The organism is Microcoleus sp. BROC3 (assembly GCF_036702515.1).
GTDB lineage: Bacteria > Cyanobacteriota > Cyanobacteriia > Cyanobacteriales > Microcoleaceae > Microcoleus.
This window is the reverse complement of the sequence record NZ_JAUBTQ010000028.1, coordinates 39,380-54,075: the sequence shown is the minus strand read 5'-3', so window position 1 is coordinate 54,075 and position 14,696 is coordinate 39,380. Positions and strand designations below refer to the sequence as shown.

The window sequence follows — 14,696 nt, the reverse complement described above, 5'->3', positions numbered from 1 at the left end:
TTTGTACTTCACCTATCTGACAAGTGCTGTATGGCAAGAGGGGGAAATTGAGCTTAACTCGATTTCCCCCTCTTGACAAACGCTTTGTTTTCTGAAGCTTTTCTCTAACACACCATCTGTCTCGACTCAATTTCTAGCAAGCGCAGCAGTGTTTCATCGCCCTTGGCCTTGGCTGCTTGCTTTCTACGATCGAGAATGTTGCAAATATTCGCCTGGTGCACTTGCGCCACTTCCACAACTGTTGGGTAATATTCCACCGTCGTTGAGGCGCGAGCTGCTGCCACATCCCGATCGCCAGCTTGAGCATCTCGCTTTTTGGTATTGTTGGTGCCACCGTATTTTTTGGGGTTGGGAATGTGTCTCGGATACCGATAGTTCCAGTTTTGGCCCCGGTATTTGCCCGCGACTTCGCCTTCGACCATATCAACTGTAGGAATGTCGTACTCGTAGTTTGAACCGCGATAAGTGAGTTTCATATTTTTTGATCCTTATATGTATGAAGATAAAAAGGGCAGTCAGGTCAGGGTTGATTTTCTTGGCTAAAACTTTTTTAGTTTCTGTATTCAATTATACTGTTTTTTTAGATAAATCGCTTTTATTTACAATAATTAATATTTTGAGGGGGAGACGGCAAGAAAAAACCCGCCGCAGCGGGTTTAATCGAGTTTTGGACTAATTGGAGCAGCACCCTGAGCGAAACTGCTTCGGTTCCGAAGAACTAGCCGACTGTCACCTGATCGGTTTGCACGCCTGCGGCACCTTCTTCAGCAGAGGCGATCGCCACCAACTTGTCGAGAATTTCCTGACTGGGAACTTGACCTTTGAGAACAACCGTGCCGCTGAGCTGAGCCACATAAACAGTCTCGATATCAGCAACTTCTGGATCGCCGTCAAAAGCTAAAGCCACCCGCTTCGCGAGGCCACTTTCGTCAAAATTTCCGTCTGGGCCGACTTTAGCTGGAGCGATGGATTGCGCTTGTGCTGCTTGCTGTACTACTTGTGCCATCGGTTCAGCCGGGGCTTCAGGCTTTTCGAGTCCGAACAGTCTTTTAAACCAACCCATAGTAGTTGAGTCTCCTGAAAATACACTTTTTACACGATAGCTCTAGAATTCCAAAAGACTCGTAATTGTTGCAAAACTCAGCGAAATTTATCAAAATGTTTTATCGGGAGACTTTCACAATCTAAAATCTTAAATAGTATCTAGATGTTGATGTTGCTATTTGATGTATAGGACGATCGCTACGCCTTGGATAGCAGAGGCGTGGTCGAAATAGTTGCCCCACTGTCACCTTAAAAAACTGCAGAATGCGCCCGAATACATTCCCGTTTTGTTTAATTACCGGGGACATCTCGTGCCGGTCATCGATCTGTGTCCACTGATACAAGGAACCGTAACTCGCGCTTAATTGGGGGTAGTCCTGCATAAGTAGTGGTGCGATTTGATCTAACCCGGTCTGTAGAAGCAGATGAAAGGCAAAAATCACTACTTGTTTAGGAATTAGCAATTAGCAATTACCAATTTAGGACTGACGCACGATTGTTTAGAAACCGGTTTTTTTACGAAAATACGCGTTGTAGACCGCACCCAAGGTAAAAAACCCGGTTTCTGGGTGCCGATGCGTCCAGGACTGCAATTCTCAAGTCCCAATTACTACTCACCATTTCCCAATTAGAGATAGTTAAATCTAATTCTTAACTTTTTAGATAATATTGTTCTGCTTCCGACCAATTCAGTTTAAGCAACGAATCATCTCCCCATGTCAGCTTGAGACTCGGCTTAATTGCTGTCACGCCCAAAGCGCTAATAATCTGTGCTGCTACAGCTTTCGCCAATAGCGGCGGTACAGAATTTCCGACTTGGCGAAAACCGTGCCATTTTGTAACGTGAAATCTAAACCAGTCAGGATAAGAATGCAGCCGCGCAGCTTCTCTGACTGTAATGCACCGAGGGGCGATCGGGTGAATCGGTCTCGGCGAAGTATAAGCCCCCCTCGCCCTGTCGGTTCCCGCCCTGAGAGTGTTGCAAACTCCGTCGGGGTGAAGCTTGTAAAAACGGCTGATCGGCTCTTTTTCGCCGTGTTTGGCAGCCTGAAACCTTTCCATACATTCCTGAGAATGCTTAGTTCGCAAACTACAAGAGAGGATTTGTCGATCGTACTCGCGATCGTAGGAATAATCATCATCCAAACCATCAATTCCGCGCATTATACTCGCGTAAGTGCTGCACTTTCCGTACTCCGCCATTACCCAATCTCTGTGCAGCAACTCGCTGTACTTTTCCACATCCGGCAAATCTCCAATCGCATCCCAAACTGTCGGGACAGCAGGTAAATTAATTTTTTTATAGCGTTTAGGAATTTTAACTTTCGGCAGTATAGTCGTTTGCTGAGGGTATTTTGGCAGCTCATAATCTTTTTTGCAGCCAATCAGAAATAATCGTTTGCGAGCTTGAGGCACTCCGTAGTTAACAGCGTTGAGAACTTGATAATTTTCTTCTACTTTATAGCCTGCTTCCAGAAAAGAGCTAATTAAAATATTCAGGAGTTCTTTGTGTTCTCCTGATGCAATCCCCGGCACATTTTCCATTACAAAAAACTTTGGTTTTAGCTCCAAAACTAAGCGTTGAAAGTGAAAAATTAGAGAATTTCGCGGGTCGTCAACATCGCGCTTGCCCATCATGGAGAATCCTTGACAGGGCGAACCGCTGATTACTACGTCTATCTCGCGCCGCCCGATCGCCGATTTTTTCCGAATTTCTGAACCCGTAAGCTGTGTGACATCTTTGCACAGAATAGAACACAGCGGGAAATTAAACTCGTGTGTGGCGCAGTGAATAGGGTCAATTTCGACTGATGCGAGTACATCAAAACCTGCTTGTTCAAAGCCCAGGGTCATGCCGCCCGCGCCTGCAAATAAATCAACAGCGATCGGTCGCTTTTTCCGATTGCTTGGCATAACATTTCAATAAAAAAGTTGCTTTAATAGAAATTAAGGAAATCAACCGCGTTTCTGGTAATAAATCGTGGGTTTGTCAAGAAGCCATCCACAAAGGAACCGGGTTTCTACATAACCTTTTAATACAAAAATTGCTTTAATAAGCTGTATTTAATTTGACATTTTTCATGATTTCCGCAGCGGCCCGATCGCACACACCCACATCTCCGAGACTTTCGCGCATTTCCCGATAACCTGCCAAAGTTTGCTGGCGTCGATCGGCATTTTGCAGCAATTCCAGTGCGTGGTTCACTATATTTTCCGCAGTCGCCTCGTCTTGCAGCAACTCCGGGACGATCGGCTTCATTTGCACCAAATTGGGCGGAGACATAAAAGGAATCGAAAATTTCAGCACGTGGCGAGCAATAATCGCCGTAATCGGACTGACGCGATAGAGGACAACTTGCGGAACATCCAGCAAAGCCAACTCCAAATTAACAGTACCAGATTTAGTAATCGCCAGATCGGCAGCCGCCAAGATTTCCAGAGTTTGATTTTCTAACAAAGTAGCCCGCAAACCGTAATTCTCGATCGCCTGTTCGATTTTGCTGCGGAAAGCTTTGTTAGCAAGCGGAATCAAAAAATGAACTTCCGGCAATTTAGCTTGAATAATTTGAGCTGCCTCAAATATAACCGGCATCAGGTACTTGAGTTCTTGGTGCCTGGAAGCGGGAATTAGGGCGATCGATACCTGTTCGGGCACAATTCCTAAAGTTTTGCGGGCAACTTCCCGGCTGGGCGCAGATTGCATTCTATCCACCAAAGGATGCCCAACCCAACTCACTTCGGCTCCTTTTTTTCGATAATAAGAAGCTTCTTCGGGGAAAATTGCCAAAAGTTTGTCGCAAATATTGACAATCAGATCGGTATTGCGAGGAGAAATCGACCAAACCCATTCTTGAGGTGCGATGTACCAAACCACCGGCAAATCCGGCAAACAGCGGCGGATGTAGCTGCCAATACCGAGATTTGGAGTCAAATAATCAATCAATACAACCGCATCGGGGGGGAAGTTTTTTAGATATTGTTTAGCTTTTTCCTGAACTTTGATCGTCGGCCAAATATAGGGTACAGATTCTATAAGGCCCATAGAACCAATGCCCACAGTATCGCCTAAAATAGTAGCACCAGCTTCCGCCATACGAGGGCCGCCCAATCCTGTGATTTCTAACTCCAAACCTGCGGCGACAGCGTGACGTTTTAACGCTGCAATTAACAAAGCTCCTTGCAAATCTCCAGAAACTTCACCAGTGCTAATAAAAATTTTCATAAACTCCTCAATATCATCGGTAAGGTGCGTCAGACTAAAAACTCTTTGAGTTACCTCTAGGTGGTGACTGACGCACCCTACAGCTTCTTTCTACTTCTTCTACTTCTTTTACTTCTTCCTTCGTTTCCTTTGCGTCTTCGCGGTTCAACAATACTAATTCTTCTGACCCGAAAGAATTAATATAGGCCTCATTTACTTTTTGCCAGGAATCAAACCGCGCCGCCCTTTGGTTACAGACTGCTGCACAAATCTCCGCAGGTGCTGCAAGTGGGCGTTTTCTGGTAACAAATCCAACTGCTCCAAAGCTTGATTGAGAGTGTAGCCAGAATGGTATAAAATACGAAAAGTTTTTTTCAAAACAAGCAAATCTTCTTCTGTCAAACCAGCGCGTTGCAGACCGACTTTGTTGATTGCTCGCACTCTCGAAGGATTCCCCTCGACTAGCATATAAGGAGGTACATCTCGATCGATCCTGCTCAAGCCGCCCACCATAGACAAGCGGCCGATGTGGACAAACTGATGAACCCCCAAAACTCCGCTCAATCGGGCTTGAGACTCTATTTTAACGTGTCCGGCTAAGGCTACAGCATTCGCGATAATTACTCGATCGGCGATCGCGCAATTGTGTCCCACATGAACATAAGCCATCAATAGATTATGATTGCCAATAGTCGTGCTTTCCCCGGCTCCAGTAGCGCGGTTAATTGTCACGTATTCCCGAATCTGATTGCTATCGCCAATTTTCACCCTAGTCGGAGAACCCTCGTATTTCAAATCTTGAGGTTCCAAACCAATCGCCGCACCGGGGAAAATTTGATTGCGAGCGCCTATTTCGGTTAGCCCGTCGATAATTGCATGAGCGCCAATCTTAGTATTCGGCCCGATTTTCACTCTTTCCCCAATTACAGCATAAGCTCCCACTTCTACAGTCGGGTGAAGTTCAGCACCGGGATGAATCACAGCAGTTGGGTGAATCAAAGTAAGCATTTGTCTGTTTTTTTGCTGGTAAGTGGGAAGGAAGTTCGGCATCGCGCAGTGTAAGGGATTTAACGGATGGATGTTGACGGAAGAAGGAAGAGGAAAGAAGGAATTTTTTAAATTTTAAGATTGCTGCGTTCCGAGGAACGCTTCGCGGTTCTAATTTAAATTCAAAACTCACAAGTCAAAACTACCCGCAAGCCCTCACCAATTCCCCAATTTAATCTACCATCGAAAACATCAATTCTCCTTCACAAACTTTTTGTCCGTCTACTTCAGCCAGAGCCTGGATTTTTGCGAAGCGACGGCGTTTTACCCACAGCAATTCTACAGTCATCAGCAACTGATCGCCCGGTACAACCTGACGACGGAACTTGACTTTATCAATTCCGGTAAACATCCACAATCCTTGCTCGATGTCGGGCAACTGAGCGAGAACAATACCGCCAACTTGAGCCATCGCTTCGACAATTAATACCCCAGGCATAATCGGCCGTCCGGGAAAATGACCTTGAAAATGCGGTTCGTTGAAAGTCACATTTTTAATTCCTACAGCCCTCTCGGACGGCACGTAATCAACAATCTTGTCAACCAATGCAAAAGGATAGCGATGAGGTAATAATTTCTGAATTTCTTCGAGAGTAAAAGTAGATTTAACCGCTGGAGAATCCTCACCGTTTGTGGTGGAGACGGATTCAGAATTAGCAGTATTGAGGGTGTTAACTTCAGTCAGCGTGGACATTGCTTGAAGACTTTTGAGTGTGGTAGAAACGCGATGGATCGCGTCTTGGGTTGTGAATTGTAACAGGGGCTTGGCTCGAACCTTTGTTTCTAACTTGTCTCCTTCACGGCCCGCCCGCTTGGGAGTTTACGGCTAAGGCAAGTTGGACGTGCAGGTTGTGACTGGCTTTGTAAGCCAAGTAGTGAGCTTTTGGCCAAGTTCCTAGCAGACTGAGGTCGCCTGCTAAGTCTAGGATTTTATGGCGCACAGGTTCGTTGGCAAATCTCAAAGGCGGGTTGAGCCAGCCGGAGCGATCGCAAACTAGGGCGTTTTCTAGGGTACCACCTTTGATCAAACCTGCTTGTCGCAATTGGTCAACTTGGCGAGCAAGTCCAAAAGTGCGGGCTGGGGCGATCGCCGTCGCAAAACTTTCTGCCTCTGGCGACCAACTGTACCATTGATTGCCGATCGCCTGTTCTTCAAAATCAATTCCGTAACTAAACCGAGTTTCCGCTGACGGTAAAGCCGCTGCAAAAGCATCCCCGTGACGCACCCAAATAGGCTGTTCTAGGACGAAGGAGGAAGTGGGGTCTTGCTTCGATTCTTGAGGAACTAAGCCGGTACGGGCGATCGCCTCTACCCAAACCAGAGCCGAACCGTCCAGCAGCGGCACTTCCGGCCCATCAACCTCAATTCGAGCATTATCCGCTCCCATCCCCGCCAAAGCGGCTAATAGATGCTCTACAGTGCGAATTTGACCGTCGATACCTGCCAGTTCAGTTGAAAGTGCAGTCTGACAAACTGCCTCAATTTTTGCAGGAATTATTGGAGCACCGGGCAAGTCAATTCTGACAAAATAGCGGCCTTCACCAACCCCAGCAGGCAAAACTCGGACGCGAGTTTGTTCGCCGCTGTGCAAACCGATTCCCGACAGTTCAAATTCAGATTTTAAGGTACGTTGAGTCATTTGGAAGAAGGAAGAAGAAAGACCGAAGAGGGAAGAAGAAAGACCGAAGAAGGAAGTTAACCGTAGGGTGCGCAATCGGCACCTGAGACAGGATTGGTAGGGTGCGCAATCGGCACCTTACCAATTACCAATTAGCCCTTACTCCTAACTAATAACTAATGACTGCTGACTAATGACTATTCGTTAATTAGAATCGCTCACCAATCCCAAAGTGAATTTGATTGTCGCCGGTGTCGTTGATACCGTAATCGATCCGGATCGGCCCTAAAGGAGATTGAATCCGCACGCCGAGGCCGTAACCGTAACCGCTACCGGGCTTTTCGCGGATACCGGCCGGGTCGCCCGGGACATCTTTGCCCGTACCCAAGTCGGTGCCAGCATCCAAAAATAGCGCTCCGCCGATAAACGAAATAATCGGGAAACGGTACTCAACGCTGGCTTCTAGGAAGCTGCGGCCGGCTCCCATGTCGCCTTCGTCGTATCCGCGCACCGAGTTGGCGCCGCCCAAGGCAAAGGCTTCGTAGGGAGGCAAATCTCCGAATACGGTGCCGCCTCTAAAACTGAATGCCAGGGTTTGAGGGCCAGGGGTAAAGTTAGTGTACTTGACTGGTAGGTACAAGCTGTAGCTGGCCCGCAGGCGGTTTAACAGGATGTTGCCGGAACCTACAGGAATCGATTGTTCCATCCCAAACCTGAGCAGCGAACCGCTAGTGGGGCGGAGGGGGTCGTTGCGCCGATCGCGCACAACACCTGCTTGCAAAGTTGTCAAGTCATCCGAGCCCGAATCGCTAAAACTCAACTGGTTGCCGAGTTCGTCCTCGGACTCGCGACGGCCTTTGCGATCGGTAATTGAGACTCGCTGGTACTGCAAGCCGACTGAAGCAGTCCACTCAGAATCGGCAAAAGGATTGCGGGCCAGGGGACGGGTGAAATTGATGCCGGCACCGGTGCGGACGATGCGGGGTCGATCGTTGTTGGGCAATCTGACTTCCCTTTCGCCGCCGTCAAAAATCACGCTGATCGATCGTCTTCTAAAGGCATTAATCGTATAAGAAGTCCGGTAAGGATCGCCCGCAATCCAGGGGTCGGTAAAACTCAGGTCAAACAGCGTTTGGCGTTCCCCGATTTGTACTTCAGCCCCCAATTTCTGGTTCCTACCGCCCAAGTTTTGTTGCTGGTAACTCACCGTACCGAACAAACCCGTCGCCGAACTCAAACCCGCACCCGCCGCCAAAGAACCAGTATTTTTCTCGATGACGTTAACAATTACTCTTGCCTTGCGGGGGTCTGTCGTTCCCGGTTCCAAGGCAAGCCGCACGTCTTCAAAAATTCCCAAACCAAACACCCGTCTCAAATCCCTTTCCGCCTTGGTGCGGTTAAAGATGTCTCCGGGCTTGAGTTCTACTTCGCGGGTGACGACAAAGCGGCGGGTGTTGCCTCCGATGGGCTGACCCGTGGCATCTGTTGCCTCTCCCTCCTTGTTCAGGAAGCGGACATCAACGGATTCGATCTGACCTTCTGCCACTTGCAGGGTCACTGTTCCGTCGTCTGCTACTTGCGGGGCATCAGTGATTTGGCCCAAAACATAGCCGTTGTCTTGATACCACGTATTAATTTTTTTCACTCCCTCCTCAAAGCGGCGGAGGTTGAGAATTTTGCCGTATTGATCGCGGAAGCTTTCGTCAATTACGCTTTGGGGCAGCACTTGCTGACCGGTGATTGTCACTCCCCGCAGCACCGGATTTGCCTGGACAATAAAAGTTACCCGGACGCCCAACGGGGTGTCTTCGGGTACTGCCCGCACGTTTCTGAAAAAGCCCGTGGCAAAAATGGCGTTGATGTCTTGTTGCAGTTGGCTGCGGTTGGTCGTGCGTCCCGGTTGGGTGCTGATGACTCGGTAAATTTCGCTTTCCAGGTCTCCCGTCGCCCCGGTGACGGTAACTTCTGCAACTAGCACTTGCGGTTCGGCGGACCCGGCGGGTGCGGGGGTTTGTCTCGGCTGCGGTGCTGGGACTGAGGGCAAGGTGGGAACGGTGTTAGCCGGCGGTCTGGTCGGGGCCGGTCTGGGGGGAACTTGGTCGTTTTGAGCGATCGCCCCGGATTCCTCTGGTTTCCCTAGCTCTGCTGCGATCCAGGCCGGCGTTACAGCCGCTTCCGATGGGGGGAGCGCGCTGCCGAGTTGTGATCGCCCGTGCAGGGCGTTTTGGCTGCTAGAGGCGGGGGAGGGGTTGGATGCTAGCTCGGGTTTGAGTTCAATGCCCGCAGGTGAAACCGGGGAAGACGGGTCTGTGACTCGGTTTGGGGGATCGTCGTTCTCTCCTCTGGCAGGGGCCGCAGCTATTTTTAGGGCTTCCCCTTTGCTAGTTTTAGCGGCTTTGCGGTTTTGAGGAGGGTTTTGGGTTAATTCTGCAATGGGGCGATCGGGTAATTCGATCGAATCAACGGGCGTAACGGCGGCCAAAGTTTCCTCTGCTGATTCAGAGTAGGATGTTTGGCCGTTTGCAGAATTTGATAACCCGAATGTTGCTGAGGCAGTAAAAACTGCCACCAATACAGCAGATAAGCGCATTTTTGTTCACTTTTTTGGAATCCACACACCACATTAGTCATTAGTCATCAGTCATGAGTCATTAGTTATTAAGTCGGTTGAATTTCGCGCTGACCGCTAATTGATATGACTGTTGACCGCTGATTGCTGACATCGAAAGCACAAGGGTGACAAACTGTGCAATTCTAGCGCATTGCCAAGGCCTCTAGACTTTCTGAGCTAGAACCCGTTGCAGAACTTGCTGGTAAGCGGTTTCTACCGCTCCCAAGTCGCGCCGGAATCGGTCTTTGTCCATAACACGGGCGTCGGGGTCGGTTTCTGCCTTGTCCCACAGGCGGCAGGTGTCGGGACTGATTTCGTCAGCGAGAATCAGATTTTGATGTTGGTCGATACCGAATTCTAGTTTGAAGTCTACTAGAGTGATGCCGCACTGGCTGAAAAATTCCTTGAGTATTTCGTTAATTTCGCGGGCGGCGATGTCTAGTTGGTCTACTTGTTCGGGGGTGGCTAGCTGCATTAACAGCAGTCGGTCGCGGGTCAGCAGCGGGTCTCCCAAATCGTCGTTTTTGTAATAAAACTCGACCAGCGGCGGATTGATAATTGTGCCGAGGGCGAGTCCGGTTTGTTTGCAAAGACTGCCGGCGGCAATGTTTCTGACAACTACTTCCAAGGGCAAGATTTGGACGCGGCAGACTCGCATTTCGTTGGGGGCCGGCGTGTCGATGAAGTGGGTGGGAATGCCTTTGGCTTCTAGCATCCGAAACAGGTGCGCGGATACGGCACAGTTGATTTCGCCTTTGCCGGCGATGCTACCGCGTTTCTGGGCGTTAAAGGCGGTGGCGTCGTCTTTGAAGTGGGTCAGCAAAATTTCGCTGTCTTCGGTGGAGTACAGGATTTTGGCTTTGCCTTCGTAGAGTTTGCGATCGGCTGACATGGCGATTAATAATAATGTAGATGAGTTTTAGATTTTACAGTAGCTCGATCGGGCGTTATTGGCGAGTTTTTGGTTCTCGGCTGCGCCGCTGATGCTCTGACGGGCGAATACGCCTGCAGATAGATACCGCCACCGGGTGAGGTATAAATGATTCTTGACAAAGGACAATAGAAATTAGAGCTGCTGGGTTCGCGATCTGTACTGACTGAACCTCGCCAAGGAAACTGGCGCTTAAAAAACATCTGTAAAATGGCTGATTTATGGAAGACAAAAAAATTCATATCCTCTTGGTAGAAGATGATGAGGTTGATGTGATGAACGTCCGGAGAGCGTTCAAAAAAAATAACATCGTTAACCCCCTCTACATGGCTGCCAACGGATTAGAAGCTCTAGCTATATTGCGCGGAGAAGCAAAAATAGAGCCTGCAATGCCTCAAGCGCGCCGGTTGATTTTGCTTGATTTGAATATGCCGAGAATGAACGGGATCGAGTTTTTGCGAGAATTGCGGCTGGATGAAAGTTTGAGGTCGATTCCGGTGATCGTCCTCACAACTTCTAATGAAGATAGAGATAAGGTAGAAGCTTATAATTTGAATGTAGCGGGGTATATTCTTAAACCTGTCACTTTTTCTAACTTCGTGGAAGTTATGGCTACCCTCAACAGATACTGGATGCTGAGCGAAATCCCCTAAAATTATAAATGTTTAATAAAAATTTTTCAATGTGGTTTGTGATTTTTCATCTGTGCAGTTGTTTGAATTCCTTTTTACAGACTGCAACTTTTTCGGAGTAATCCACAATTCGGTTGTTATGGACAAATTTCTCAAAATTCTGATAGTTGATGACGATGCAGTCGATCGGATGGCGGTCAAACGCTCGCTCAAGTCCGCTGGGGTTTCGGCAGAAGTTACAGAAGCAGAAGACTGCGCGGATGCCCTGACCAAACTCTCCGTCAGTAAAAATTCTACCCAGGCGGTCGCGAAACTCTCAAAACAAGATAAATCTCAACATTATTTAAGCGAGGTTGAGGAGCCAGAAAATTCGCTGCTATTAAATCAGATATTTGAGTGCAAATTTGACTGCGTATTTCTAGACTACGGCTTGCCCGACGGAGACGGACTGACTTTGGTGCAAGATGTACGGGAAGCTGGGATAAAAGTTCCCTTAATTGTGCTCACAGGTCAAGGCGACGAACAAATTGCTGTGGAATTGATGAAAGCGGGAGCTTCTGATTATATCGCTAAAGGCAAGATGTCTCCAGAGAGTTTGTCCCGCAGTTTGTACAATGCCATTCGCGTTTACCGGGCCGAGTTTGAGGCGTTTCATACGAGTGAAAAACTTAAGGAAAGCGAGGAACGGTACAGGTTAGTTTTAGAGGGAGTGAACGACGGAATTTGGGATTGGGATTTAAGTAAAAACGAGGTTTATTGGAACGATCGCCTTTTGGAAATTATCGGCTTGTCGCGGGAAGAATTTGGCAGCACTATGGAAGCTCTCTACAACCGCCTGCACCCGGAGGACAAGGAGGGCATCGTCACGGCGATCGCCGCTCACTTGGAACAAGAAATAGACTACAATGTAGAATTCCGGCTGCTGCACTCTTCCGGTTCTTATCGTTACTGCACTTCTCAGGGAAAAGCTCAGCGAAATTTCCAAGGAAAAGCGCTGCGGATGGCCGGCATGATTAGCGACATTACTGAGCGGAAACAAGCGGAAGATGCTCTAGAAAGGGAACGGCAGCAACTGAAACAAATTATTAATTGCGTCCCGGTAGCAATGGCGATGTTCGATACGGAAATGCGCTATTTAGCTAACTCTCACAAATGGCTGACTCAATTTAATTTCGAGTGGCAGTCCCTGACTAATCTCAGTCATTACGAATTGTTTCCAGATACGCCGAATCGCTGGAAAGCGATGTATCAACAAGTGCTCAAAGGTGAGGTAGTTTCTGTGAGCGAAGATGCTTGGGAACGAGCAGACGGTTCTGTTATGTACCTGCGCTGGGCAGCTCACCCTTGGTACAATCCCGACGGTAAAGTGGGGGGAATTGTGATGGTGGCTGACAAGATTAATGAGTTGGTGGAAGCGCGGGAAACGGCCCTAGAAGCGAGCCGGGTGAAGTCGCAATTCTTGGCAAACATGAGTCACGAAATTCGCACTCCGATGAATGGGGTTTTGGGCATGGCTCAATTGCTGCTGCGCGCTCCTCTGGAACAGAAACAGCGGGAGTGCGCTCAGACTATTTACCGCAGTGCTGAACATTTGCTGAGCGTGATTAATGATATTCTCGATTTCTCTAAGATTGAAGCGGGAGAAATGCGGCTGGAAAAAGCTGATTTTGATTTGGATAACTGCATTGAATCGGTGATAGCAATAGTGGCACCTTTGGCAGAGGAAAAAGATATTGAATTGAATATTTTAGTTGACAGTTCGGTGCCCAAAAAGTTAGTGGGCGACTCTGGCCGGTTAAAGCAAATTTTGTTAAATTTGACGGGGAATGCGATAAAATTTACCGATCGCGGTCAAGTTTTAGTTCACATAACTGTCAAGCGGGGCGATCGATCTATCGAAGGCCCCGAAGGTGCAAAATTGCTATTTTCGGTGCGGGACACTGGCATTGGAATTTCGGCAGAAGGGCAAACAAAGCTGTTCCAATCTTTTTCTCAGGTAGACGATTCTCCTACTAGGCCTTACGGCGGAACGGGTTTGGGTTTGGCTATTTGCAAGCAGTTAGTCGAGACAATGGGAGGCGACATTGGGGTTCGCAGTTTGCTAGGCAGCGGTTCGACTTTTTGGTTTGCTATACCTTTAGAAAAACAGTTGCAAGTTGAGCGTCGCGAGCCAGAACTTGCGGGTAAGAAGCTGTTAGTAGTCTCTGGAAGCGCTTTGAGGAGGGCGGCGGTACGATCGCTCGCTCAAAGTTGGGGTGCTCGCTGCGACGAGGCAGAAAGTGCTACTGATGCTTTGACTTGGTTGAAAAATGCTCAGCGCGGGATGTCTCAGCATTCGGGGGAAGGGAAAAAAAGCTGCGATGGGGTGCTTGTGGACTTGCAAATGCCGGATTTGGATGCGGAAGAATTTGGTTTGAAAGTGCGATCGATGCAGCCAGTTGCGTCGTTAATCGCCATGACTGCTTTGCGAGAACAGTCGAAAGCTGAAGCGCTTTGCAACCGGGGTTTTAGCGGCTATGTACTCGAACCGGTGCGGCCTTCCCGCCTGCTTGAAGCTTTGCTGGCTCCGGTTAAGGAAACGGGCAATGTTGGGAACTTGGAAGCTGCTAATACTGACAAGTTGCCAGCAGTTAATTCTCAAGATGTTACTCTCAATTCGCCGTCATCGCTGAGAATTTTATTGGTGGAAGACCACCCGATAAATCAACAAGTTATTGTCGCACAGTTAGAGGTTTTAGGCTATCACGCTGACTGCGCCGCCAACGGTCAAGAAGCGCTGAATTTGCTAGCAGACAACACCTATGATTTAGTGCTGATGGACTGTCAAATGCCGATACTTGACGGTTACGAAACTGCACAAAAGTTAAGGGAAATCGAAGGAGGCGATCGGCATACTTTTGTGATTGCTTTAACTGCTCACGCCATGCCGGGGGAACGAGAAAAATGTCTGGCGGCGGGGATGGATGATTATCTCAGCAAACCTGTAGATTTAGAGGCTTTGGCGGCGGCCCTGAAAAAGTATCAAGCCCAAAATGTTCAGTTTGAAAATAAGTATGGAGTTAAAAGTATTAAGTGGGAAAACAATTCTCACTTAGCAACAAATTATAAAGAAGTTTGGGAAAAAGCGCAGGTTGTGGGTGTGCCGGCACCAAGGGCGATCGCACTTCCAAGTTGGGAACACGCAGACTGCGACGGACTGTTCGACAAGAGCAGATTGGAGCAACTCGGACGAGTTAATATTAAATTGCCAGAGCGACTTTTGCAAGCATTTGTGGGAAACGCGCAAGCTGATGTGGCTGCTGCCAAAATAGCTGTAGAAGCTAAAGATTGGCAAACTGTCGAATATCAAGCACATCGTCTCAAGGGAACTTCGGCTAATGTGGGAGTTGCTTTGATGTCGAATTTAGCTGCACAATTGGAACATCAAGCGCGAGTCTTTCAATTTGAACCGCTAGCTCTGGAACTGTCAACAATTGAGGGGGTTGAGAACATATTAAGGAGTTTGTCAACTCATTTAGCCCGAGTTCAAGAATTGGTGGAAAAGCGAATGTTTGGTTAATCTGTTAGTAGATAGTAGTCGATTGTAGTCGGTGATAGAAATCGCAACTAT

11 protein-coding genes are annotated in these 14,696 nt (G+C 48.2%); 2 read left to right on the top strand and 9 right to left on the bottom strand.

The features are described from left to right. Positions 1-104: 104 nt before the first annotated feature. The 9 genes from QUB30_RS18925 to purC form a co-directional block, all read right to left on the bottom strand. On the bottom strand, positions 105-476 hold the full coding sequence (locus QUB30_RS18925; protein WP_333336369.1) for a DUF4278 domain-containing protein: 372 nt from the start codon (positions 474-476) through the stop codon (positions 105-107). Between the two features lie 242 nt (positions 477-718). After that, positions 719-1,063: a BON domain-containing protein gene (locus QUB30_RS18920; protein WP_333336366.1), complete on the bottom strand. Its 345-nt coding sequence runs from the start codon at positions 1,061-1,063 to the stop codon at positions 719-721. A gap of 632 nt (positions 1,064-1,695) precedes the next feature. Then, a complete protein-coding gene (locus tag QUB30_RS18915) occupies positions 1,696-2,958 on the bottom strand; it encodes a DNA cytosine methyltransferase (protein WP_333336363.1) in 1,263 nt (420 codons plus the stop codon). A gap of 136 nt (positions 2,959-3,094) precedes the next feature. Beyond that, the gene (lpxB, locus tag QUB30_RS18910) at positions 3,095-4,267 is read right to left on the bottom strand and encodes a lipid-A-disaccharide synthase (RefSeq protein ID WP_333336360.1); all 1,173 of its coding nucleotides are present in this window, start codon (positions 4,265-4,267) and stop codon (positions 3,095-3,097) included. Positions 4,268-4,459: 192 nt separating this feature from the next. After that, entirely contained in the window at positions 4,460-5,254 is a 795-nt protein-coding gene (gene lpxA, locus QUB30_RS18905) for an acyl-ACP--UDP-N-acetylglucosamine O-acyltransferase (protein WP_333336357.1), read from the bottom strand. A gap of 211 nt (positions 5,255-5,465) precedes the next feature. Then, positions 5,466-5,987 (bottom strand): 3-hydroxyacyl-ACP dehydratase FabZ, encoded by a 522-nt coding sequence (gene fabZ, locus QUB30_RS18900; RefSeq protein WP_333336353.1) that lies wholly within the window; start codon positions 5,985-5,987, stop codon positions 5,466-5,468. Between the two features lie 103 nt (positions 5,988-6,090). Continuing rightward, positions 6,091-6,933, bottom strand: a complete 843-nt coding sequence (lpxC, locus tag QUB30_RS18895) for a UDP-3-O-acyl-N-acetylglucosamine deacetylase (RefSeq protein WP_333336350.1) — start codon at positions 6,931-6,933, stop codon at positions 6,091-6,093. Positions 6,934-7,120: 187 nt separating this feature from the next. Continuing rightward, positions 7,121-9,502: a BamA/TamA family outer membrane protein gene (locus QUB30_RS18890; RefSeq protein ID WP_333336348.1), complete on the bottom strand. Its 2,382-nt coding sequence runs from the start codon at positions 9,500-9,502 to the stop codon at positions 7,121-7,123. A gap of 184 nt (positions 9,503-9,686) precedes the next feature. After that, positions 9,687-10,415 (bottom strand): phosphoribosylaminoimidazolesuccinocarboxamide synthase, encoded by a 729-nt coding sequence (purC, locus tag QUB30_RS18885; RefSeq protein ID WP_333336344.1) that lies wholly within the window; start codon positions 10,413-10,415, stop codon positions 9,687-9,689. 260 nt (positions 10,416-10,675) lie between these two features. Between purC and QUB30_RS18880 the strand changes: the two genes are divergently transcribed. Then, positions 10,676-11,107, top strand: coding sequence for a response regulator (locus QUB30_RS18880; protein ID WP_333235355.1), 432 nt, complete (start codon positions 10,676-10,678; stop codon positions 11,105-11,107). 118 nt (positions 11,108-11,225) lie between these two features. Beyond that, entirely contained in the window at positions 11,226-14,645 is a 3,420-nt protein-coding gene (locus tag QUB30_RS18875; protein WP_333336341.1) for a response regulator, read from the top strand. The last annotated feature ends 51 nt before the right edge of the window (positions 14,646-14,696 follow it).

Coding starts and splice junctions, on each gene's coding strand:
- purC (WP_333336344.1), bottom strand. CDS start 10,415: ATGTCAGCCGATCGCAAACTCTACGAAGGCAAAGCCAAAATCCTGTAC.
- QUB30_RS18880 (WP_333235355.1), top strand. CDS start 10,676: ATGGAAGACAAAAAAATTCATATCCTCTTGGTAGAAGATGATGAGGTT.
- lpxC (WP_333336350.1), bottom strand. CDS start 6,933: ATGACTCAACGTACCTTAAAATCTGAATTTGAACTGTCGGGAATCGGT.
- QUB30_RS18915 (WP_333336363.1), bottom strand. CDS start 2,958: ATGCCAAGCAATCGGAAAAAGCGACCGATCGCTGTTGATTTATTTGCA.
- QUB30_RS18875 (WP_333336341.1), top strand. CDS start 11,226: ATGGACAAATTTCTCAAAATTCTGATAGTTGATGACGATGCAGTCGAT.
- lpxB (WP_333336360.1), bottom strand. CDS start 4,267: ATGAAAATTTTTATTAGCACTGGTGAAGTTTCTGGAGATTTGCAAGGA.
- QUB30_RS18890 (WP_333336348.1), bottom strand. CDS start 9,502: ATGCGCTTATCTGCTGTATTGGTGGCAGTTTTTACTGCCTCAGCAACA.
- QUB30_RS18925 (WP_333336369.1), bottom strand. CDS start 476: ATGAAACTCACTTATCGCGGTTCAAACTACGAGTACGACATTCCTACA.
- QUB30_RS18920 (WP_333336366.1), bottom strand. CDS start 1,063: ATGGGTTGGTTTAAAAGACTGTTCGGACTCGAAAAGCCTGAAGCCCCG.
- lpxA (WP_333336357.1), bottom strand. CDS start 5,254: ATGCTTACTTTGATTCACCCAACTGCTGTGATTCATCCCGGTGCTGAA.
- fabZ (WP_333336353.1), bottom strand. CDS start 5,987: ATGTCCACGCTGACTGAAGTTAACACCCTCAATACTGCTAATTCTGAA.